Below are 18908 nucleotides of genomic sequence, written 5' to 3'. Positions count from 1 at the left end.
GTAAACAACATCAAATCGATAGCAAGGCGGTGATTGTTATGCTGCTATATAGCAGTGTTGTTGCTTGCTATTTTATTTATTGCATACAGACGTTATTATCCTGTTAAAGGGATACAGTGCATGCGTGAATCTGAAGGGAAAGAACTTGGGCGAACGGTTGTAGATATTCGCCATTACCATGAAGTTCATGATTCTAAGGGGTTAGTTATTCCGTATGCTTACCTCAAACGCTTTTATTCAGAAATTCCACAGGGCAGCGTTCATCTAATTGCCGGAGATAGAGTGGAATTAAATGTAGGCGTAAGGTTCTTACGAAAAAGAGGTTTTCAAGTGCGCAGCTATGAGTTAGCAGCGTGTAAGTGTAAAAGTAAAGGAAAGAAAGGGGTATTCGATTATGGAGTATAACCAACAAGTGAAAAATCGCCTGCGCCGAATTGAAGGGCAGCTAAAAGGTGTGCTCAGCATGATGGAGCAAGGAAAAGACTGCCGAGACGTCGTGACTCAATTATCCGCTGCAAGAAGTGCTATTGATCGCACAATGGGAGTCATTGTGAGCAGCAATCTTGAACAGTGCGTCAGAGAGAGCCTTCAGCAAGGAGAGCCAACGGCAGGGCTAGTGCAAGAAGCTGTACAGTTATTAGTAAAAAGCCGCTAATTGTCATCACTTTATTAAAGTTGACGAATATAATTATTTAGTATAATATACCCTTACAGGTATATGTATATAAAAAGGAGAGATAAACACTATGAAAAGTGATCATGTATTAGATGCAAAAGGATTAGCATGTCCAATGCCAATCGTAAAAACAAAAAAAGCAATGGATACTTTAACAACAGGTCAACTATTAGAAGTGCAAACGACAGATAAAGGTGCTAAAAGTGATTTAACAGCGTGGGCAAAATCAACAGGACACGAGCTTATTGATTTTAAAGAAGAAGGCAGCACATTTATCTTTTACATTCAAAAAGGCTAATTTTTTAGAATTAAATATACCCCATAGGGTAATAGGAGGGACAACATGACTGAACAAAAGAAACGAACAACAATTGTATTATTTAGCGGTGATTATGACAAAGTGATGGCAGCTTATATTATTGCCAACGGAGCGGCTGCTTATGACCATGAAGTGACGATATTCCATACGTTTTGGGGATTGAATGCGCTTCGTAAAGAAGAAATGGTGCCGGTGAAAAAAGGATTTTTAGAAAAGATATTCGGCAAAATGATGCCGCGCGGTGCGGATAAAATGGGCTTATCTAAAATGAACTTTGCAGGTATGGGACCTAAAATGATTAAAAACGTAATGAAAAAGCATAATGCTCTAACCTTGCCGCAGCTTATTGAAATGGCGCAAGAACAAGATGTGAAGCTAGTAGCTTGTACGATGACGATGGATCTTCTAGGATTACAGGAAAAAGAGCTGCTAGATAATATTGAATATGCGGGCGTAGCGGCGTATTTAGCCGATGCAGAAGACGGAAACGTAAACTTATTCATTTAGACAAATCAAAGAACTACATTGTCGTCTGTCGTTCTGGAGGCAGAAGCGGAATGGCAGCTCGTTTTCTTGAGCAGCAAGGCTACAGTGTAACGAATATGACCGGCGGAATGATGGAGCGGAAAGGGGAAACGGTCTAATTTTTTTAGAGAAAAATATACCCTTACTAGTATTTAAACCAAGGAGGAAAAAGAAATGATGCAAGCAAACTTCGCATTAGATGCAAAAGGACTAGCGTGTCCAATGCCAATCGTAAGAACAAAGAAGAAAATGAATGAATTAGAAGCAGGTCAAGTGCTAGAAATTCAAGCAACGGATAAAGGCTCTACGGCGGACTTACAAGCGTGGGCAAAAAGCACAGGTCATGAGTATTTAGGTACAGAGACAGAAGGTGACGTTCTCCATCACTTTCTTCGTAAAGGCGGCGCCGAAGAAAACGTAACGCCAATTCCTGAAATTTCATTAGAAGAATTTGCGAAAAAAGTAGAAAGTGATGAACACCTTCATATTTTAGACGTTCGTGAAGTAGAAGAATATGATGAAGCTCATATTCCAGGCGTTGTTCATATTCCGCTTGGTGAAGTAGAAAAACGTTCGATTGAATTAAATAAAGAGAATGAAATTTATATTATTTGCCACTCTGGAAGACGAAGTGAAATGGCAGGGCAAACGATGAAAAAGCAAGGATTTAAAAACTTAATTAACGTGGTTCCTGGTATGCGTGACTGGACCGGTAAAGTAGAATAACCAATGAATCATAGTGAATTAAAAAATTTTGATATTTTATATACCTAAGGAGGTATTTTAATATGACAGTGCATGCACTTACTGCAAAAGAAGTTACATCTAAAATTATTAATAAAGAACCGTTATTTATCTTGGACGTGCGTAACGAAAGTGATTTTAGCGATTGGAAAATTGAAGGTCATTACTTCGATCATTTAAACGTTCCATACTTCGATCTTTTAGACGGAGTAGAAGAAATCTTAGAAAAAATCCCTTCTGATAAAGAAGTAGTAGTTGTTTGTGCCAAAGAAGGTTCATCGGTGATGGTAGCTGAAATGCTTTCAGAAGCTGGCCTTACAGTATCGTACCTTAAGGGAGGTATGAAAGCATGGAGTGAATATTTAGAGCCTGTTAAAGTCGGCGATTTGAAAGACGGCGGAGAAATTTATCAGTTTGTTCGTATCGGCAAAGGATGCTTATCTTATATGATCGTATCGAACGGTGAAGCTGCTATTATTGATGCGACACGTATGGCGGATGTGTATATCAACTTTGCCAAAGAACTTGGTGTCACAATTAAGCATGTGTTTGATACTCACCTTCATGCAGATCACATTTCAGGAGGAAGAGTCATTGCTGAACAAACTAATGCGGCGTACTGGCTGCCTCCAAAAGATGCAGAAGAAGTGATTTTTGACTACAAGCCGCTAGAAGAAGGCAGCGATGTCGTGATTGGTAACACAACGATTACGATTCAACCTCTTTATTCACCGGGTCATACGATTGGATCAACTTCTTTTATCGTAGACGATCAATACTTGCTTTCAGGTGATATTTTGTTCATCGATTCAATTGGACGTCCTGATTTAGCTGGTATGGCTGAAGACTGGGTAGGCGATCTGTGGGAGACACTTTATAAACGCTATAAAGCATTATCAGATGAGCTAATCGTATTGCCAGCTCATTTTATGATTATTGATGAGCTAAATGACAACGGCAGCGTGGCTGAAAAGTTAGGTACTTTGTTTGCTGAAAATCATGGATTAAATATTGAAGACGAAGCAGAGTTCAGACACTTAGTAACAGATAATTTACCGCCGCAGCCAAATGCGTATCAAGAAATTCGTGAAACTAATATGGGAAAAGTAAGCCCAGATGAAGAAAAACAGCGTGAAATGGAAATTGGACCAAACGGCTGTGCGATTCGCTAAGTAAAAAATTCAACTTAAACAAAGGAGAGAGAGAAATGGAATCAACTAAAGTACTAGATGCAAAAGGGCTGGCATGTCCAATGCCGATTGTTAAAACGAAAAAAGCAATGAATGAGCTTGAAGCAGGTCAAGTGTTAGAAATTCATGCAACGGATAAAGGGGCAAAAACCGATCTTGCAGCCTGGGCAAAATCTGGCGGTCACGAGCTTCTTCATACAGAAGAAGGCGACGTTTTTAAGTTTTGGATTAAAAAAGGATAAGAAATAATGGACGAAAAGGGTATCTCTTGTAAAAGGTACCCTTTCCTTATATGAAACGGAGCGACTATAGATGGATCTTACATTTATCATCACGCTTTTTCTTATTGGATTTATTGGGTCGTTTATTTCCGGTATGGTAGGTATTGGCGGGTCTGTTATTAATTATCCGATGCTGTTATATATTCCTCCATTAGTAGGAGTAGGAGCAGTAACGGTTCATCAAGTCTCAGGTGCAGGAGCTGTTCAAGTATTCTTTGCGACAATAGGCGGCGTATGGGCGTATCGAAAAAGCGGATTTTTAAACAAATCATTAATTTTATATATGGGCAGCAATATTCTAATTGGCAGCATGCTTGGAAGCTACAGCTCACATTATATGAGTGAACAAGGATTAAATGTTGTATATGGAGTTTTAGCTCTTATTGCGGTTATTATGATGTTTATTCCAAAGAAAAATTTAGATGAGATAGAAGAAGGCGAACTTCAATTCAATAAAGGATTAGCTTCTATTTTATCACTGCTTATCGGAGCCGTAGCAGGCGTGTTAGGAGCAGGAGGAGCCTTTATTTTAGTTCCTGTGATGCTCGTGGTGCTTAAAATCCCAACTCGAATTACCATCGCAACTTCACTAGCCGTTACCTTTATTTCTTCCATTGGTTCGACGGTTGGAAAGCTGATAACGCATCAAGTCCCATTTATACCTGCACTTATTTTAGTTGCTGCAAGCCTAATTGCCTCTCCAATCGGTGCAAAAGTGGGGCAGAAAATGAATACAAAAGTGCTTCAGTGGATCCTTGCCGGTTTAATTTTAGCAACGGCAATTAAGATTTGGTGGGGGCTGCTATAAAAAAAGCTAAAGCTATGGATTCCCATAGCTTTAGCTTTTTTTATAGTACTTCATCACTTTCCACAAACGTTTCAAGCGCAGGATGAAATTCTTTTTGATAGTGGTTAGACGGACATACTTTCACAACAGTAGAGCGAAGCGCATTGGATTTTGATGTATTTAACACTTGCTTGCATTTAGGGCATCGTTCATTAAACAGCAAATGAAGCCATTTCACTTTTTATCACTCCTGTATTAAAACCTTTAAATCTTATCGAGTTAATAAGGATTATAAAGGGTTTTATACGGAAGGTCAATGAAAAGGAAAGGAATCTTACAAAATAATTTACTGAGATAAATATATTTGTATAAAAAATTAAGAATTTGTAGAATTTATTGTTTATTTATTTGATTTTTATGTTATCCTTTTTAACATACATTAAATACAAGGCCATAATTATCGTACGACCTTTGATTTGTATTACAAATAGTGAATGAGAAAAATATGTACCGAAAGGAGAACGTGACATCAAGAAGAAATGAAGAGTCAGAGAGCAAGCAGATGCTAGTTGTCTATTAAAAAGGCATCTTCCAAGGCTTCCGCTTTGATTTTTCTGACTATTCGAATAATTAATCTGTTATTAAAAGTTAAAATCTAGAAAAGGAATGATCATCAATGAAAGATAAATTTGCCCAACGAGCTAGTCTTGTAAAATCCTCTGAAACGCGTGAAATCTTAAAAGTAACGGAACGACCAGAAGTCATTTCGTTTGCAGGAGGACTTCCCGCACCGGAGCTATTTCCCGTTGAAGCAATGAACGATGCGTGCCGCGCCGTATTAAATGAAGACGGAGCGGCTTCGCTTCAATACAGTACAACAGAAGGGTATATTCCTTTAAGAGAAGCGATTTCTAAACGAATGCAGCATATCGGCATCGAATCCACTGTTTCGAATATTTTAATTACGTCCGGATCTCAGCAGGCAATCGATCTTACCGGAAGACTGTTTCTTAATGACGGAGACGTGGTAATCTGTGAAAGTCCAACGTATCTAGCAGCCATCAACGTTTTCAAATCTTACAATGCAACGTTTGTAGAAGTAGATATGGACGAAGACGGAATGATTATGGAAGAGCTAGAGAAAAAACTTCAGGAAAATCCGCATGCGAAATTTATCTATACAATCCCAGATTTTCAAAACCCTACAGGGCGCACATTAACGCGGGAAAGACGTCAGCGAATGATCGAACTTGCGAACGCATACGATGTGCTGATTGTAGAAGATAATCCGTACGGAGGCGTTCGATTTGCAGGAGAAACGCTGCCGCCGGTTAAGCATTTTGATACAGAAGGCAGAGTTATTTACATCAGCACATTCTCTAAAATCTTTGCACCAGGCCTTCGAATCGGCTGGGTGTGTGCAGATGAAGCTTTTATTGATAAGTATGTGGCGTTTAAGCAAGTGGCTGACTTGCATACGGACAGCTTTGCTCAGCGCGTAACGGCTAAGTACATGGAGCTTTATGATATCGAAGAGCACATTCAAAAAATTAAAGCCGTATACAAAGAGCGATGTACCCAAATGTTATCGTGCATCGAAGAATTTTTCCCGGAGAATTTGTCTTACAGTAAGCCAGAAGGCGGATTGTTTATTTGGGTGGAACTGCCCCAAGGAATCGATTCGGCGCATATCTTTTCAGAATGTCTAAAAAATAACGTAGCCTGTGTTCCGGGAACACCATTCTTTCCAAACGGCACAAGAAACAACGCGCTGCGCTTGAATTATTCTAATATGTCTGCTGAACAAATCGTTGAAGGCATGAAGCGCATGGGAGACGTATTGCATCGTGAATTGACAAGGGAAACGACTGTTTTATAAAAGGAATGAAAAAATCAAATAAAGCGATTTTATTGATTCATGAAATATACGGTGTGAACGATCATATGAAGTTTATGAAAGAGAAATTGTCTAAGTTAGAGGCAGATATTATCTGTCCTAACTTATTATCTAAAGACGTTCCTTATAGTTATGAAGAAGAAGGAATGGCTTATCAAAACTTTGTTCAAAACATTGGTATTGATGAGGGTTCAAGACAAATTAATAACATGTTAATTCAACTAAAACAAGAATATGAAGAAGTAGGAGTTATAGGCTTCAGTGTAGGAGCAACAATGTCGTGGCTATGCAGTGAAAACAATTTGTGTAACTTTGTGATTGGCTGTTACGGATCGCGTATTAGAGATTATGTAAATAGAAGCCCTGTTTGCCCGACTCTTCTTATTTTTCCTGCTGAAGAGCAAACATTTGATGTAGACTCTTTAATAAATTCATTAGAGCAAAAAAGAGAGCCGCTTTTGGAAATCAAAAAGTTTTATGGATTTCATGGTTTTATGAATCCTTTTTCACAAACCTTTAATAAAGAATCAGCAGACCAAGCCTTCCAAACAATAAGTGATTTTCTCAAAAAAACTTAGCTGATCACTAGCTATATATGCTGAAAGTGATACCTTACAATAAGCAGAAACTGACCCTTTTTCAGTACGTATACATGTATTAACATTTTCTTTAGACGTATCGAAAAGGAGCGAGGTTATGCTAAAGTCAGGTGAGCTTGTAGGAACAGCGGTAAAGCTAGTGCCGCTTGAAAAAATGCATGAGCAAGGACTCTATGAAGCTGCAAAACCGAAAGAGATTTGGGAGCATCTCCCCGTAAAAGTTCATAGTCTAAGTGATATGAAACAGCTGATCGAAAGTGCTTTAACAGCAAAGCAAGAAGGAAGAGAATTTCCTTATGCTGTGTTTGACGTAGAATCAAACTCCATTGTAGGAAGCACGAGATTTTTAGATATATCACTTCCAAACAAAAGCCTAGAAATAGGGTGGACGTGGTACCATCCATCCGTGTGGCGCACCCGGGTCAATACGGAGTGTAAGTATTTATTATTAAAATACTGTTTTGAAGAGCTGAAGCTTCATAGAGTTCAATTTAAAACGGATGTGCAAAACAAACGGTCCAGAGCGGCCATTATGAGGTTAGGGGCCACTCAAGAAGGCATTATCAGAAAACACATGGTTTTACCTGAAGGATACGTCCGAGATTCGGTTATCTTCAGTATTATTGATGACGAATGGCCGGCGGTAAAAAAGCGATTAGAAGAATTTTTGCACGCAGCCAGTAAGGTAAACAAAGAGAATGTAAGTAATTAATTGCATGTAAACAAGAAAAAGCACAAGCTTAGCCTGTGCTTTTTATCTTTAGAGAGCCGCTTTAATAATTTTTTTGTAGTAAAGAACAGACAGAATACCAAAAATAGAGTAGAGGGCGGTATAGACAATCATGACGATAATTATAGGTGTCCAAAGCTCGGTTCCAAACCAGAACCAGCCGGATTGGACGGCAAAATAGCTGTGAAGCAAGCCTACGATTAACGGAATGCCGAAGTTAAAAAGCTGCTTAATTATTATGCCAGTTAGTAAGTCTTTTTCGGTAAAGCCTAATTTTCTAAGAATCGTATAGTTTGGCTTTTCATCTTCACTTTCATTCATTTGCTTAAAGTATAGAATGCACCCTGATGTGATTAAAAAGGCTAGTCCAAGAAAAGCGACAATGAACATAATTAGACCCATAGTCTGCTTTTGGCTTTTTACCGTTTCGATACGCGAGTCATTGAAGGTATGATTGCCCAATTTCACTTCTTTGAAAATCTCATTTGCTTTTGGTAAGTCATTTTCTTGTGATATGTCTATCCCTGTGTACACAGAAGATTCTTTTTGAATAGAAGGATCCGCGTCTTTTTCCAGTTCATTAAACACGGAATCGTCTACAATCACAGTAGGCATACCGCTCGTAAAATAGGTAGATAAGAGAAATTTTCGATTTAAACCTATATACTTTTGCGGAATGACTTCTTTCTTTCCTTTTAGCTCAATTTCTCCGGAATCTTTAAATGAATTTACTCGTTGAAGCATATCATTATAGCCGGTAAACAAAGTTTCATTTTGAGCTACATTTACACCACTAACAGATTTTTCACTCACAACCGAAAAAATCATAGCGGACGAGTCTACCATTGGGCCTTCCAAATTATTTTCTAAGATGTTTTTTACGTTTGCTTTTACTTGGATGACGTCGATCTTTTTTTCCGTATATGCTATTTTCTTTTCATTCAGCGCGGCTTTAAACGAAGCAGCGTCTTTTGAATTATTGATAGCAAAATCGTTAGGGACATAATCTTCGGCTGACTTTTCAGCAGAGTAATAAGAGATGTAGCTCAAGCACAACAGACCAATAGCAAGAGCCGATACGGTTGTAATAACCGTCAGCAATAATGCGTTTGATTTCATCCGAAACATAATGGAAGAAAGAGATAATACGTCGTTAATCGACAAATAGCCTTTTTTGCTTTTTCGCATAAGATTTAATAAAAATCGAACCGAGCCTTTATAAAACAAATAGGTTCCGAGGATAACTGAAGCTAAAATAGACACCATTGCGATTGACAAAGCATTCATGCTTGTAAAAGAACCGTCAAACAATTTAGCAGAAATATAGTAGCCGGAAGCAATAAAGATCATGCCAAGAATTCCAATAATAATTTCAAGTATACTGATTTTTTTTGTTTTGCCTTCTGTTGATGAAGTAACGCGGAATAGTGCTAAAATGGTCTGTCTTTTAATAAAAAGATAGTTCATCGTCATAATTAGCAAATAGATGACTCCAAACACAATCAGCGTTTGAATCAAGGCTTCTTCTGAAAAGTGAAGCTTGGCAATGCCTTTTGTATCGGTGATTTTAAATAAAATCATAATAATTACTTTAGAAAACGAAAATCCAATTAAAATGCCGACAATCAGCGAGCTAAAGTACAGCATAAAATTTTCAGCCGTCAAAATACGGAAAATTTTTGTTTTGGTCATGCCAATTAGCTGAAATAAGCCAATTTCTTTGCTGCGTCGTTTGATAAAAATGGTATTTGCATATAAAAGAAAGATAGAGACAATGGCTACAAGTAAAACGGAAGCCGCTCGAACTGCTGCGCCTCCTTTAATCGAACCTTTGGTTGCATCAAGAGCAGGATCGTACTGAAGCGTTACGAAAGCAAAATATAAAGCTGCGCTGAAAATCAGTGCAAAAACGTACAAATAATAGTTTTTTACATTCTTTTTGAAGTTGCGGAAGACGAGCTGATTAATATTCATCTTGAACTCCGCCTAGTACGCCTTGCGTTTTCATAATATCTTCAAAAAAGTCTTTTCGCGTTTGGTCGCCTTTATACAGCTGCGTATAAATTTGTCCGTCTTTTATAAAAATGACTTTGCTGCAATAGCTGGCTGCCACTGGATCATGCGTTACCATCACAATCGTTGCGCTTCTTTTATCATTAAGCTCGGTCAGTTTGTTTAACAAATCGCTGGCCGCTTTTGAGTCAAGTGCACCCGTTGGTTCGTCAGCAAAAATCATGCTTGGCTCATGAATAAAGGCTCTTGCAGCAGAGGTGCGCTGCTTTTGTCCGCCCGAAATTTCGTTTGGGTATTTATCTTTTAGCTCATAGATGCCGAGCTGTTTAGCTAGCGCATCAAATTTTTTGTGAGCTACTGCTGAAGGGGTTTTCGCAACAGAAAGCGGCAAGAGGATATTTTCTTTTACTGTAAGCGTGTCGAGCAAGTTATAGTCTTGAAAAATAAAGCCTAGATGGGTTTTTCGAAAGTTTGCTAATTGCTTTTCTTTCATTCTGCTAATTTCATTTCCTTCAATTTTAATCATTCCGCCGTTGATCTTATCAATAGAGGAAAGGACATTCAGAAGCGTCGTTTTACCTGAGCCTGAAGCGCCCATAATTCCTACAAATTCTCCTTTCATAATGGTAATATCTACACCTTTTAATACTTCTTGTCTGTTAAACTTATTTCCGTAACTTTTATGAATATTAGTAGCTTCTAATACGTTCATATGTATTCACTCCTTTGATTCGATACGTTTATTATAAAAAAAGGGCTTGTTGTTTTCCTTTGATTCACCGAACAAATGACGAAAGCATGTGACATTTTTGTCACATGCTTTTCATATCAACAAAATCATTTGATTTAGGAAAGGCAAGCGTAAACGTCGTGCCTTGGTTAAGAACTGACTGCACGCCAATGTGAATCGAAAGAGCGTGGGCAGCTTTTTGAGCTAGATATAGACCCATGCCAGTGGCACGGCTGTCTTCATGCTGCGTAGTTGAGGTAAAACCTTTCTCAAAAATGCGCGGCATATCTTGTGGAGAAATTCCCCGCCCGCTATCTTTTACCTCGATATACACTTGACCATTATGCTCGTAGCTTCTAATCATCACGTCAGATTCTTCGCTGTACTTAACGGCGTTTGTTAAGAGCTGCCTCATAATAAATGCCAGCCACTTTGCGTCACTCAGTACACGTTCTGCCTGTAAGTCCAAATCAAATCCAATATTTTTTCTCATACACCAAGCTTGCAGCGTTTTGATCTCAGTGAAAATAAGGGACTCTAAATCCAGATGTTCAATATACATATCATTTTCGATAAAGAAAATGCGCTTTTGATGCAGCTGTTGATCAAGTAAAAAGTGAATACGAAGCCATTCGAACGTCAAGTTTGCTTTAACCTCTTGATTTTCTAAGCGTTCAATCATTAAATGCATGGCAGTTAATGGCGTTTTAATTTCGTGAATCCAAGCTAACAGCTCATCTTTTTCCTGCGTCACGTGCAGCTGAGTTTGCACCGCACCTTTTTTCGCTTGTTCTAATTGATGCAGTAGGTTTCGCTGAACAACCTTTTCAAACGGACGCAGCGGATGAGAAAGAGTAGAAGAATCAAAGAAGTCGTCTTCATCTTTTAGCCCTTGATAAAACTTCGTTTCTTTCTGATAGCGGAATACGCAAAAAATAAGAAAAGTAATCGATGATAAAAACACGATATAGAGAATCGAAGAAAGCGGAATAGATTCATCAATATAAGCAACAAAAAGCATAAAAAGATGTATGATAAAAAAGAAAAGGATCCAGCTTAAGCGCTCGCGAATAAAAAGTTTAATCATAGCGTTCCTCTTCAATGGCTACATAGCCTTGACCAACTTTTGTTTCAATAAACGTTCCTAGTCCAATTTCATCTAACTTTTTTCGCAGGCGATTGACGTTTACAGTCAGCGTATTATCACTAATAAAACGTTTATCTTCCCATAGGCTATTAATCAGTTCATCTCGGCTTACAATCGTATTCTTTTTATGTATTAAGCATTTTAAAATAAAGATTTCATTTTTGGTTAAATCAATAGTTTTAGATTTGTTTGATACTTTATTTTTTTCGTAATCAATCGTTGCTCCTTGCCATGAAAGAAGACTTACTTGTTCAACGCTGTAATTATACACGCGGCGAAGAAGAGCCTGTATTTTTGCTACAAGCACATCAAAATGAAACGGCTTTTGCACAAAGTCGTCAGCTCCAAATTGCATAGACATCACCATATCCGAGGGATGATCTCGTGAAGATAGAAAGATAATAGGAATTTTTGAGTGAGAGCGAATCATTCTGCACCAGTGAAATCCGTCATACTTCGGGAGTTGAATATCCATAATAACCAAATCAGGTTTTACCTCGCTGAACTCCTGCATCACGTTGCTGAAATCATGAATTCCATAGACATCATAAGACCACTGCTCCAACCGCTCTTTCAGTTCATTAAACAGCGTTACATCATCTTCAATTAAAAGAAGTTTAAACAATAACACGTACCACGCTTTCTGTTTTTATACTTATTTTATAGTAATATCCTTTTATTTACCATATGTGACAGTAGATTCACCGGCGTTCTTTTTAAAATGTGAAAGAATAGCTTTCGACGAGCATAGTTTATAAACATATATTGAACTCTAGTGAAAAAAGGAGAGCTGTTATGAAAGCAATGGTATGTACAAAGTATGGTAAACCAGATGTTCTTCAGCTTCAAGAAGTGGAAAAGCCTATTCCAAAAGAGAATGAAATACTGATAAAAATTCATGCCGCCACGGTCACATCGGGCGACTGCAGAGTGAGGAGCTTTAATAGTCCACTGCTATTGTGGCTTCCAATGCGAATAGTTTTGGGATTACGGAAGCCTAGAAAATCAATACTAGGCGTAGAGCTGGCCGGAGAAGTAGAGGAAGTGGGAAAGAACGTAACGCGGTTCAAAAAAGGCGACCAGCTGTTTGCAATGACAGGTATGAAGTTCGGAGGATATGCGGAATATATCTGCTTACCAGAAAAGGGGACAATAGCCGTAAAGCCAGAGAATGTAACCTATGAAGAAGCCGCCTCTATTTCTTTCGGTGGCACGACGGCTCTGCATTTTTTTAGAAAAGGAAACATTCAAGCCGGGCAAAAAGTGCTTATCTACGGTGCTTCAGGTGCTGTAGGAACTGCCGCTGTACAGCTTGCTAACTATTACGGAGCTGAAGTGACAGGCGTGTGCAGTGCTAAAAATAGTGAACTAGTAAAGTCTTTAGGAGCAGACCGCGTCATCGACTACCAAAACGAAGATTTTACTGAAAAAGAAGAAAGATACGATCTTATCTTTGATGCCGTTGGGAAAATCACAAAAAATCAGTGCAAGGAAGCGTTAGCCTTAAATGGACGCTTTGTTTCGGTCGAAGGGCAAGGAATTGCCAAAGTGCAGACGAAAGATTTATTACTTCTTAAAAAGTTGATGGAAGAAGGGCAGATTAAATCAGTGATTGATAGATGCTACTCTTTAGAACAAATTCCAAAAGCTCATGAGTATGTAGAAGCCGGACATAAAATAGGGAGCGTAGTCGTTACGTTAAAAAAGTAAAAAAGAGAATCTCTATAAAAGATCCTCTTTTTTACGATATTAAACTTTACTCTCCGCCTTTAATCCAAAGTTCAAGCGGAAGCCCTACAAGGTTCTTTCCGATCCATTCTCTGGCAATATTATTAGAAGGGCCCATAGCAATGCCCGCTCTGGCATCTCGGAACAAACGTTCAATACGGCCTTTTTTATAGCCGTATCCGCCGCTTACATCCAATGCAATTCGCGTTGCTTTGTTGGCTACTTCTGAAGCGTGCACTTTAAATTCAGTCAGCGGGAGGGTAAGAACACCTTGTGCTTTTTGTTCAGCTTGTAAAATATCAAGCTGTTCTGCCAAGTCAATTTGCCATGGTTTTGTGCTTTCAATGAGGACTTTTGCTTCAGCAATCTGCTGGCGAATGACTTGATAGTCGCTAAGCTGGTTATTAAAATCGCGGTGAATCGTTCGCGTTGCATGGTTAACCGCAAGCTCTAGCGCATGTTCCGCTACTCCAAGCCAAGCAGAACCAAGGCCAATTAAATAAATAGGGGAAACGCCGTTTAAGACGATTTCTTTCCCTGTTTCTTCACTGCCTAGAAGGTCTTGTTTTGGCACGTGTACATTTTTATAAGAAATGGGACCGCTGTGATTACCGCGAACGCCCAGCGCTTCCCATGGACTTGCAGTAATGCCGTCTGATGTTCCGTCTACAATAAAAAAGCTAATATCCGTTGCTTCTTGTGCTTCAGGACTGCGTGTTTGGACCACATAAAAATCAGCTTGCCCGGCGCTTGTAGTAAATGATTTGTCAGCATTAACTACATAATCTTCGCCATTTCGCTGTGCTTGACTGAAGTTGTACCACCAATGTCCTCCTGAGGCTTTTTCACTTGTAGAATACGTACCAATCAGCCCTTGGTCAATTGGTTGTAACCAGCGTTTTTTTTGATCATCGTTTCCGTACAGCGTAATAGTTTGAACCGCTCCGACATGCATCACGTAAACTAAAGCAGTGGAAGCACAAGCTTTTGCAATTTCTTCAGCCACAATTGCAAAAGCCACGTGATCAAGCTCTAAGCCGCTGTATGCCTTTGGTACAAGAATGTTTCCCCAGCCTGCTTTAATAAGCGCTTCTAAATTTTCTCGTGGAAAAGCTCCTTCTTCATCTGTACGGGCTGCATTAGGCCGAATGACTTCATCTACGAGAGACGCAATTTTCTCGCGGATGGACGCGTAATAAGCGCGCGTAGATTGATTGTATACAGGACGTGCAGAAATTTCGACTGACATAACATACCTCCAAAGATTTTAATGTTCATTGTGATAAACTATTTACAACGCGCCCGCTTTTTCTTTTAGTTCCTGTTCTTTTTGTCTTACGAGCGGAATAATGGTTTCGCCAAACGTTTTGATTTCTTCTTCATAATGTAAAAAGCCTGTCAAAATAATATCCACACCAATTTTTTTCAGTTCGATAATTTGATTGGCGACTTGTTCGGCTGTGCCGATAAGGCCAGTTCGGAAGCCGTCATTATACTGAACTAAGTTTTCAAATGAAGAGTTTGCCCACATGCCTTCACCTTGAGGAGAAGCTTTGCCTGCAAATTTCACTTGACTTTCAAACCCTTCAACGGCTTCTTTATCTGCTTGTAGAACAATTTCTTTTAGCACTTGTTTTGCTTCTTCTTCTGTTTCACGGACAATGACAAATCCGTTTACGCCAAATTGAATATCCCGGCCGTTTGCGTTTGCTTTTACGTCTTCAATTTGGTTTTTTAAGTTTTCAATCGAGTTGCCGTTCATGAAATAAACGTCTGATACTCGGCCTGCCATTTCACGGGCGGCTTTAGAATTTCCTCCTTGAAATACTTTTGGCGGCTGAAGAGGCTTTGGTTTTAACGGTGCGTCATTTAATCGGTAAAAGTCTCCTTTGAACGTAGTCGTTTCGTTTTTCCATAGTTCTCGAAGCACGTTAATAAATTCTTCAGAACGGCGGTAGCGCTCATCATGATCTAGCCATGGTTCGCCGTAGCCGTTAAATTCGCCTTTAAACCAGCCGCTTACAACGTTCACAGAGACGCGTCCGCTGCTGATATGATCAATAGTCGAAATGATTTTAGCAAATACGCCGGGATGCCATAACCCCGGAAGAACCGCTGTAATAATGTTGATTTTTTTAGTAGTGGCGGCCAGAGCAGAAGCGAGAGTCGCAGCTTCTAGTTGATTTTCAGCTCCATAGCTTGCAAAAAATCTAGTTTGCAAGAGAACATAATCAAAGCCCACCTGCTCGGCAATTTGCGCATACCGGCTGTTTGCCTCAAATGACCACTCTGTTTTTTGAGGAATGTTGGAAATGACAAGGCCTCCGCTTACGTTCGGGGCCCAATAAGCAAATTGCAAACTCATATGTAACGCCTCCTTAGTTAAGTAGTGAAAATAAATGAGCTGGGTAAAACATTCATCTCCTTAAATGCCAAAGGCTCTTATCTCGCTTCAAGTTGAAGAGAAGATAAGAGCCTTCAGTAGCCTGACAGGCGGTACGGATGCTGAATGTACATATAGTTATATCACCGGTTATTCCGATAGTCAAAGTGAGTTTTAAGAAATTTAAAAAGAATGAAATCGTAATTAAGTTTAACTAAAGAAGTAAGAGATCATCTATTTTAACTAAAAACAAACTTGACTTATAGGAATAGTGAGTATACTATTCAAATATGCTAAATAAATGAGAGGTCAACAGCTATTTTCTCTAAATAAATAGCCGTTTAAAAATAATCGACCAGACGACTGGAGATGCTTTGAACAATCAAAGCATCTCTTTTTTATTTGTCGTAAAAAGGAGGAAGTATACGTTGAGTAAAAAAAGAAAGCTAATGCTAGGAGCAAATATTAAAGGACTTGGAAATACGACGGATGGATGGAGACATCCGGACGTAGAGCCTGATGCGAGCATTAATATTGAGTTTTACAAGAGGCAAGCGCGTATATTGGAAAAAGGACTGTTCAGCTTTGTCTTTATTGCGGATGGGTTAGCAATATCAGAAAAGTCCATTCCTCACTTTTTAAATCGTTTTGAGCCCATTACGCTACTGTCAGCTATTGCTGCTTCTACGAATCACATCGGTTTAGTTGGGACGGTTTCAACAAGTTTCAGTGAGCCTTTTACCATCGCTCGTCAGCTGATGTCTCTTGATCATATCAGCGGCGGGCGAGCGGGATGGAACTTAGTCACTTCTCCACAAGAAGGGGCAGCGCGCAATCACAGCAGAGGATATCTTCCTCTTCACAGCGAACGATACGAAATTGCAAAAGAGCATCTCGACGTAGTAAAAGGGCTGTGGGATTCGTGGGAAGATGATGCTTTTACCTATCAAAAAGAAACCGGTCAGTTTTTTGATCCAAAGAAAATGCATACTCTTGGATTTAAAGGCAAGCACTTTCAAGTTCAAGGGCCGTTAAATATTGCTCGTTCAAAGCAGGGACATCCGGTTGTGTTTCAAGCGGGTTCATCAGAAAGAGGAAGAGGATTTGGCGCAGAAAATGCGGATGCGATTTACACCAATGCACATACACTAGAAGAAGCGCAGGCATCCTATCAAGATATGAAAAATAGAGCAAGAGATCACGGCAGAACCCCTGAAGAACTTCTCATTTTTCCAAGTATTGATTTAATTATAGGAGATAGCGAGGAAGATGTAGAAAGAAGATATCAAGAGCTTGCCGCTTTAATTCCAATCGATCATGCCATTACATATTTAGCCCGTTTTTTTGATGATTATGATTTTCATCAATTTGACGTAGACGCACCGTTTCCAGAGTTAGGGGATATAGGAGCAAATGCGTTTCAAAGCACTACAAATAAAATTAAACAAGCGGCAGCAGCTAGGAAGTTAACGTTAAGAGAAGCGGCACTTGAAACAATTTTGCCTCGTTCGCCGTTTTCAGGAACCCCGGAGCACGTAGCGGATGAAATGCAAAAATGGCATGAGCAAGAAGCAGCGGATGGATTTGTGCTTCGCCCGTTTATGAGCGATACGTTTCATCAGTTTGTGGAAAAAGTGGTGCCTATTTTACAAGAGCGTGGGCTTTACGACACTTCGTATAAAAGCAGTACGCTGCGCGGAAATTTGAACCTTTCCGTTCCAGCCAATCGATATAGTCAAACAAAGGAGGGGTATGTGTATGACAGTCAAATTAATCAGTGAATACAGCGTCACAGAAAGCTTAAAAAAGCAGGTAATTGAGTGGAGAAGACATTTTCATCGCTATCCTGAATTATCGTTTCAAGAACACCGAACGTCTCAGTTTGTTGAAGATACGCTTCGTTCGTTTGGAAGCTTTATCATTACTCGTCCTACACCAACAAGCGTGGTGGCTAGATTAATAGGAAAAGAGCAGGGAAAAGTGGTTGCGATCCGAGCGGATATGGACGCGCTGCCGATTGAAGAAGAAAACACGTTTGCATTTGCTTCGGATACTAAAGGCGTGATGCATGCATGCGGGCATGACGGTCACACGGCTATTTTGCTAGGAGTAGCCTCTGTTCTTTCTCAATTAGGAAATGAATTTAAAGGAGAAATTCGCTTGATTTTTCAACACGCAGAAGAGCTGCTGCCCGGGGGAGCGCAGGAGCTTGTCAAAGAAGGCGTAATGGAAGGTGTGGATTATGTAATTGGTACGCATTTGAATTCTGGTCTTCCCGTCGGAGAAATCGGCGTGCTTGCAGGTCCTATGATGGCTTCACCTGATACGTTTAACATATCGATTAAAGGAAAAGGAGGGCACGCTGCAGCGCCTCATGAAGCAGTTGATGCCATTGTTGTAGGAGCGCAAATTGTGACGAATCTCCAAACGATTGTTTCAAGAACGACGAATCCAATCGATAAATTAGTCGTATCAGTTACACAATTCCACGGAGGAACTACGCACAACGTACTTCCTGATAAAGTGGAGCTTAACGGTACCGTTCGCAGCTTTGACGCGGCTCTGCGAAAAAAAGTTCCGGCACAAATTGACCGGATTGTAAAAGGACTAACCGAAGCCTACGGTGCAGAGTACACCTTCACATATGAAAATGGGTATCATCCCGTCATTAACTCTGAAGAAATTACGCGTTTAATTGAAGAAACAGCTATCGAAGAATATGGAAAAGAACGGGTTAAAACGCTGTCCCCTAAAATGGGTGGAGAAGATTTTTCAGCTTACCTGCAGGAAACGGAAGGAGCATTTTTTAACATTGGAGCGCGAAATGAAGAACAGGGCATCGTATACCCTCATCATCATCCGAAGTTTACGGTAGATGAAGCCTCGCTTGAAGTCGGAATAAAGATGTTTTTGCGCGTCGCAGAAAAGCTGTTGGCTCGTTAAAAAAGAGATTCAGACATAAAATCACCCCAATCTAAAGGCGGAAAAAGGGACAAAGGAGCTCGTATGGATCGCTTGTGACACCGCGGTTGATTTCCGTGCAAGACTTCGCTTTCCGCGGGCGGCCGGTGAGCCTCCTCGTCGCATACGCTTCTGCGGGGTCTCACCTATTCCGGTTTCCCCGCAGGAGTCTTCGTCTCGCCCTCCAACCACAGCTAG

22 protein-coding genes and 1 pseudogene are annotated in these 18908 nt (G+C 39.8%); 15 read left to right on the top strand and 8 right to left on the bottom strand.

The window, feature by feature from the left end; genetic code table 11:
* Window positions 1-60: 60 nt before the first annotated feature.
* From LIS78_RS17280 to LIS78_RS17240, 9 genes and pseudogenes are all read left to right on the top strand, one after another.
* Window positions 61-405: a hypothetical protein gene (locus LIS78_RS17280; protein WP_013058043.1), complete on the top strand. Its 345-nt coding sequence runs from the start codon at window positions 61-63 to the stop codon at window positions 403-405.
* Window positions 395-655 carry a metal-sensitive transcriptional regulator gene (locus LIS78_RS17275; protein WP_209150194.1) on the top strand — a complete coding sequence of 87 codons (261 nt, stop codon included), beginning with the start codon at window positions 395-397 and terminating at the stop codon, window positions 653-655. The genes LIS78_RS17280 and LIS78_RS17275 overlap by 11 nt, the downstream gene beginning before the upstream one ends.
* Before the next feature lie 91 nt (window positions 656-746).
* Window positions 747-974, top strand: a complete 228-nt coding sequence (locus tag LIS78_RS17270) for a sulfurtransferase TusA family protein (protein ID WP_195782548.1) — start codon at window positions 747-749, stop codon at window positions 972-974.
* A 45-nt stretch (window positions 975-1019) separates the two neighbouring features.
* Window positions 1020-1502: a DsrE/DsrF/DrsH-like family protein gene (locus LIS78_RS17265; protein ID WP_195782549.1), complete on the top strand. Its 483-nt coding sequence runs from the start codon at window positions 1020-1022 to the stop codon at window positions 1500-1502.
* Window positions 1487-1639: pseudogene (locus LIS78_RS17260) on the top strand (rhodanese-like domain-containing protein); the annotation flags it as partial. The gene LIS78_RS17265 and the pseudogene LIS78_RS17260, both read left to right, overlap by 16 nt.
* Window positions 1640-1694: 55 nt before the next feature.
* Window positions 1695-2246 (top strand): sulfurtransferase TusA family protein, encoded by a 552-nt coding sequence (locus LIS78_RS17255; RefSeq protein ID WP_252284065.1) that lies wholly within the window; start codon window positions 1695-1697, stop codon window positions 2244-2246.
* Window positions 2247-2308: 62 nt separating this feature from the next.
* Window positions 2309-3436 carry an MBL fold metallo-hydrolase gene (locus tag LIS78_RS17250; protein WP_252284064.1) on the top strand — a complete coding sequence of 376 codons (1128 nt, stop codon included), beginning with the start codon at window positions 2309-2311 and terminating at the stop codon, window positions 3434-3436.
* 35 nt (window positions 3437-3471) lie between these two features.
* Window positions 3472-3696, top strand: coding sequence for a sulfurtransferase TusA family protein (locus LIS78_RS17245; RefSeq protein ID WP_195782552.1), 225 nt, complete (start codon window positions 3472-3474; stop codon window positions 3694-3696).
* A 70-nt stretch (window positions 3697-3766) separates the two neighbouring features.
* Window positions 3767-4543 carry a sulfite exporter TauE/SafE family protein gene (locus LIS78_RS17240; protein WP_252284063.1) on the top strand — a complete coding sequence of 259 codons (777 nt, stop codon included), beginning with the start codon at window positions 3767-3769 and terminating at the stop codon, window positions 4541-4543.
* A 40-nt stretch (window positions 4544-4583) separates the two neighbouring features.
* Here LIS78_RS17240 and LIS78_RS17235 read toward each other — a convergent pair whose 3' ends face one another.
* Window positions 4584-4760, bottom strand: a complete 177-nt coding sequence (locus LIS78_RS17235) for a hypothetical protein (RefSeq protein ID WP_165592324.1) — start codon at window positions 4758-4760, stop codon at window positions 4584-4586.
* Window positions 4761-5198: 438 nt separating this feature from the next.
* On the opposite strand from LIS78_RS17235, the gene LIS78_RS17230 reads away from it, so the two are divergent.
* The 3 genes from LIS78_RS17230 (at window position 5199) to LIS78_RS17220 (ending at window position 7730) form a co-directional block, all read left to right on the top strand.
* Window positions 5199-6401 (top strand): aminotransferase-like domain-containing protein, encoded by a 1203-nt coding sequence (locus LIS78_RS17230; RefSeq protein WP_129710624.1) that lies wholly within the window; start codon window positions 5199-5201, stop codon window positions 6399-6401.
* Between the two features lie 5 nt (window positions 6402-6406).
* On the top strand, window positions 6407-6997 hold the full coding sequence (locus LIS78_RS17225) for a dienelactone hydrolase family protein (RefSeq protein ID WP_252284062.1): 591 nt from the start codon (window positions 6407-6409) through the stop codon (window positions 6995-6997).
* Between the two features lie 118 nt (window positions 6998-7115).
* Window positions 7116-7730 (top strand): GNAT family N-acetyltransferase, encoded by a 615-nt coding sequence (locus LIS78_RS17220; protein ID WP_195782556.1) that lies wholly within the window; start codon window positions 7116-7118, stop codon window positions 7728-7730.
* A gap of 48 nt (window positions 7731-7778) precedes the next feature.
* Here LIS78_RS17220 and LIS78_RS17215 read toward each other — a convergent pair whose 3' ends face one another.
* The 4 genes from LIS78_RS17215 to LIS78_RS17200 all read right to left on the bottom strand — a co-directional run bounded on the left by LIS78_RS17215 (window position 7779) and on the right by LIS78_RS17200 (window position 12263).
* Entirely contained in the window at window positions 7779-9722 is a 1944-nt protein-coding gene (locus tag LIS78_RS17215) for an FtsX-like permease family protein (RefSeq protein ID WP_252284061.1), read from the bottom strand.
* Window positions 9712-10473: an ABC transporter ATP-binding protein gene (locus tag LIS78_RS17210; protein WP_195782558.1), complete on the bottom strand. Its 762-nt coding sequence runs from the start codon at window positions 10471-10473 to the stop codon at window positions 9712-9714. Before LIS78_RS17210 ends, LIS78_RS17215 begins: the two co-directional genes overlap by 11 nt.
* Window positions 10474-10573: 100 nt before the next feature.
* Window positions 10574-11578: a sensor histidine kinase gene (locus tag LIS78_RS17205; RefSeq protein WP_252284060.1), complete on the bottom strand. Its 1005-nt coding sequence runs from the start codon at window positions 11576-11578 to the stop codon at window positions 10574-10576.
* The gene (locus tag LIS78_RS17200; RefSeq protein WP_252285353.1) at window positions 11571-12263 is read right to left on the bottom strand and encodes a response regulator transcription factor; all 693 of its coding nucleotides are present in this window, start codon (window positions 12261-12263) and stop codon (window positions 11571-11573) included. Before LIS78_RS17200 ends, LIS78_RS17205 begins: the two co-directional genes overlap by 8 nt.
* A gap of 170 nt (window positions 12264-12433) precedes the next feature.
* Here LIS78_RS17200 and LIS78_RS17195 point away from each other — a divergent pair, with 170 nt between their 5' ends.
* A complete protein-coding gene (locus LIS78_RS17195; protein WP_252284059.1) occupies window positions 12434-13348 on the top strand; it encodes an NAD(P)-dependent alcohol dehydrogenase in 915 nt (304 codons plus the stop codon).
* Between the two features lie 46 nt (window positions 13349-13394).
* Here LIS78_RS17195 and LIS78_RS17190 read toward each other — a convergent pair whose 3' ends face one another.
* Together LIS78_RS17190 and sfnG are read right to left on the bottom strand one after the other, a co-directional pair.
* A complete protein-coding gene (locus LIS78_RS17190) occupies window positions 13395-14615 on the bottom strand; it encodes an acyl-CoA dehydrogenase family protein (RefSeq protein ID WP_252284058.1) in 1221 nt (406 codons plus the stop codon).
* 42 nt (window positions 14616-14657) lie between these two features.
* The gene (sfnG, locus tag LIS78_RS17185; protein WP_252284057.1) at window positions 14658-15731 is read right to left on the bottom strand and encodes a dimethylsulfone monooxygenase SfnG; all 1074 of its coding nucleotides are present in this window, start codon (window positions 15729-15731) and stop codon (window positions 14658-14660) included.
* 446 nt (window positions 15732-16177) lie between these two features.
* Here sfnG and LIS78_RS17180 point away from each other — a divergent pair, with 446 nt between their 5' ends.
* Both LIS78_RS17180 and LIS78_RS17175 read left to right on the top strand, forming a co-directional pair.
* Complete coding sequence (locus LIS78_RS17180; protein WP_252284056.1) at window positions 16178-17530, top strand: LLM class flavin-dependent oxidoreductase; 1353 nt, start codon at window positions 16178-16180, stop codon at window positions 17528-17530.
* A complete protein-coding gene (locus LIS78_RS17175) occupies window positions 17508-18692 on the top strand; it encodes a M20 family metallopeptidase (RefSeq protein WP_252284055.1) in 1185 nt (394 codons plus the stop codon). Before LIS78_RS17180 ends, LIS78_RS17175 begins: the two co-directional genes overlap by 23 nt.
* Window positions 18693-18713: 21 nt before the next feature.
* Here the strand turns inward: LIS78_RS17175 and LIS78_RS17170 are convergent, their stop codons facing one another.
* The gene (locus tag LIS78_RS17170) at window positions 18714-18902 is read right to left on the bottom strand and encodes a hypothetical protein (protein WP_195782565.1); all 189 of its coding nucleotides are present in this window, start codon (window positions 18900-18902) and stop codon (window positions 18714-18716) included.
* Between the last annotated feature and the right edge of the window lie 6 nt (window positions 18903-18908).

Origin of the sequence: Priestia megaterium, assembly GCF_023824195.1 — a bacterium.
GTDB classification, from domain to species: Bacteria; Bacillota; Bacilli; order Bacillales; family Bacillaceae_H; genus Priestia; species Priestia megaterium_D.
This window is presented reverse-complemented; position numbering and strand designations above follow the sequence as displayed.

What these genes read in the sequence shown, in the direction of transcription:
- LIS78_RS17275 (WP_209150194.1), top strand. Translation starts at nt 395, where the DNA reads ATGGAGTATAACCAACAAGTGAAAAATCGCCTGCGCCGAATTGAAGGG.
- LIS78_RS17270 (WP_195782548.1), top strand. Translation starts at nt 747, where the DNA reads ATGAAAAGTGATCATGTATTAGATGCAAAAGGATTAGCATGTCCAATG.
- LIS78_RS17265 (WP_195782549.1), top strand. Translation starts at nt 1,020, where the DNA reads ATGACTGAACAAAAGAAACGAACAACAATTGTATTATTTAGCGGTGAT.
- LIS78_RS17255 (WP_252284065.1), top strand. Translation starts at nt 1,695, where the DNA reads ATGATGCAAGCAAACTTCGCATTAGATGCAAAAGGACTAGCGTGTCCA.
- LIS78_RS17250 (WP_252284064.1), top strand. Translation starts at nt 2,309, where the DNA reads ATGACAGTGCATGCACTTACTGCAAAAGAAGTTACATCTAAAATTATT.
- LIS78_RS17245 (WP_195782552.1), top strand. Translation starts at nt 3,472, where the DNA reads ATGGAATCAACTAAAGTACTAGATGCAAAAGGGCTGGCATGTCCAATG.
- LIS78_RS17240 (WP_252284063.1), top strand. Translation starts at nt 3,767, where the DNA reads ATGGATCTTACATTTATCATCACGCTTTTTCTTATTGGATTTATTGGG.
- LIS78_RS17230 (WP_129710624.1), top strand. Translation starts at nt 5,199, where the DNA reads ATGAAAGATAAATTTGCCCAACGAGCTAGTCTTGTAAAATCCTCTGAA.
- LIS78_RS17225 (WP_252284062.1), top strand. Translation starts at nt 6,407, where the DNA reads ATGAAAAAATCAAATAAAGCGATTTTATTGATTCATGAAATATACGGT.
- LIS78_RS17220 (WP_195782556.1), top strand. Translation starts at nt 7,116, where the DNA reads ATGCTAAAGTCAGGTGAGCTTGTAGGAACAGCGGTAAAGCTAGTGCCG.
- LIS78_RS17215 (WP_252284061.1), bottom strand. Translation starts at nt 9,722, where the DNA reads ATGAATATTAATCAGCTCGTCTTCCGCAACTTCAAAAAGAATGTAAAA.
- LIS78_RS17210 (WP_195782558.1), bottom strand. Translation starts at nt 10,473, where the DNA reads ATGAACGTATTAGAAGCTACTAATATTCATAAAAGTTACGGAAATAAG.
- LIS78_RS17205 (WP_252284060.1), bottom strand. Translation starts at nt 11,578, where the DNA reads ATGATTAAACTTTTTATTCGCGAGCGCTTAAGCTGGATCCTTTTCTTT.
- LIS78_RS17195 (WP_252284059.1), top strand. Translation starts at nt 12,434, where the DNA reads ATGAAAGCAATGGTATGTACAAAGTATGGTAAACCAGATGTTCTTCAG.
- LIS78_RS17190 (WP_252284058.1), bottom strand. Translation starts at nt 14,615, where the DNA reads ATGTCAGTCGAAATTTCTGCACGTCCTGTATACAATCAATCTACGCGC.
- sfnG (WP_252284057.1), bottom strand. Translation starts at nt 15,731, where the DNA reads ATGAGTTTGCAATTTGCTTATTGGGCCCCGAACGTAAGCGGAGGCCTT.
- LIS78_RS17175 (WP_252284055.1), top strand. Translation starts at nt 17,508, where the DNA reads ATGACAGTCAAATTAATCAGTGAATACAGCGTCACAGAAAGCTTAAAA.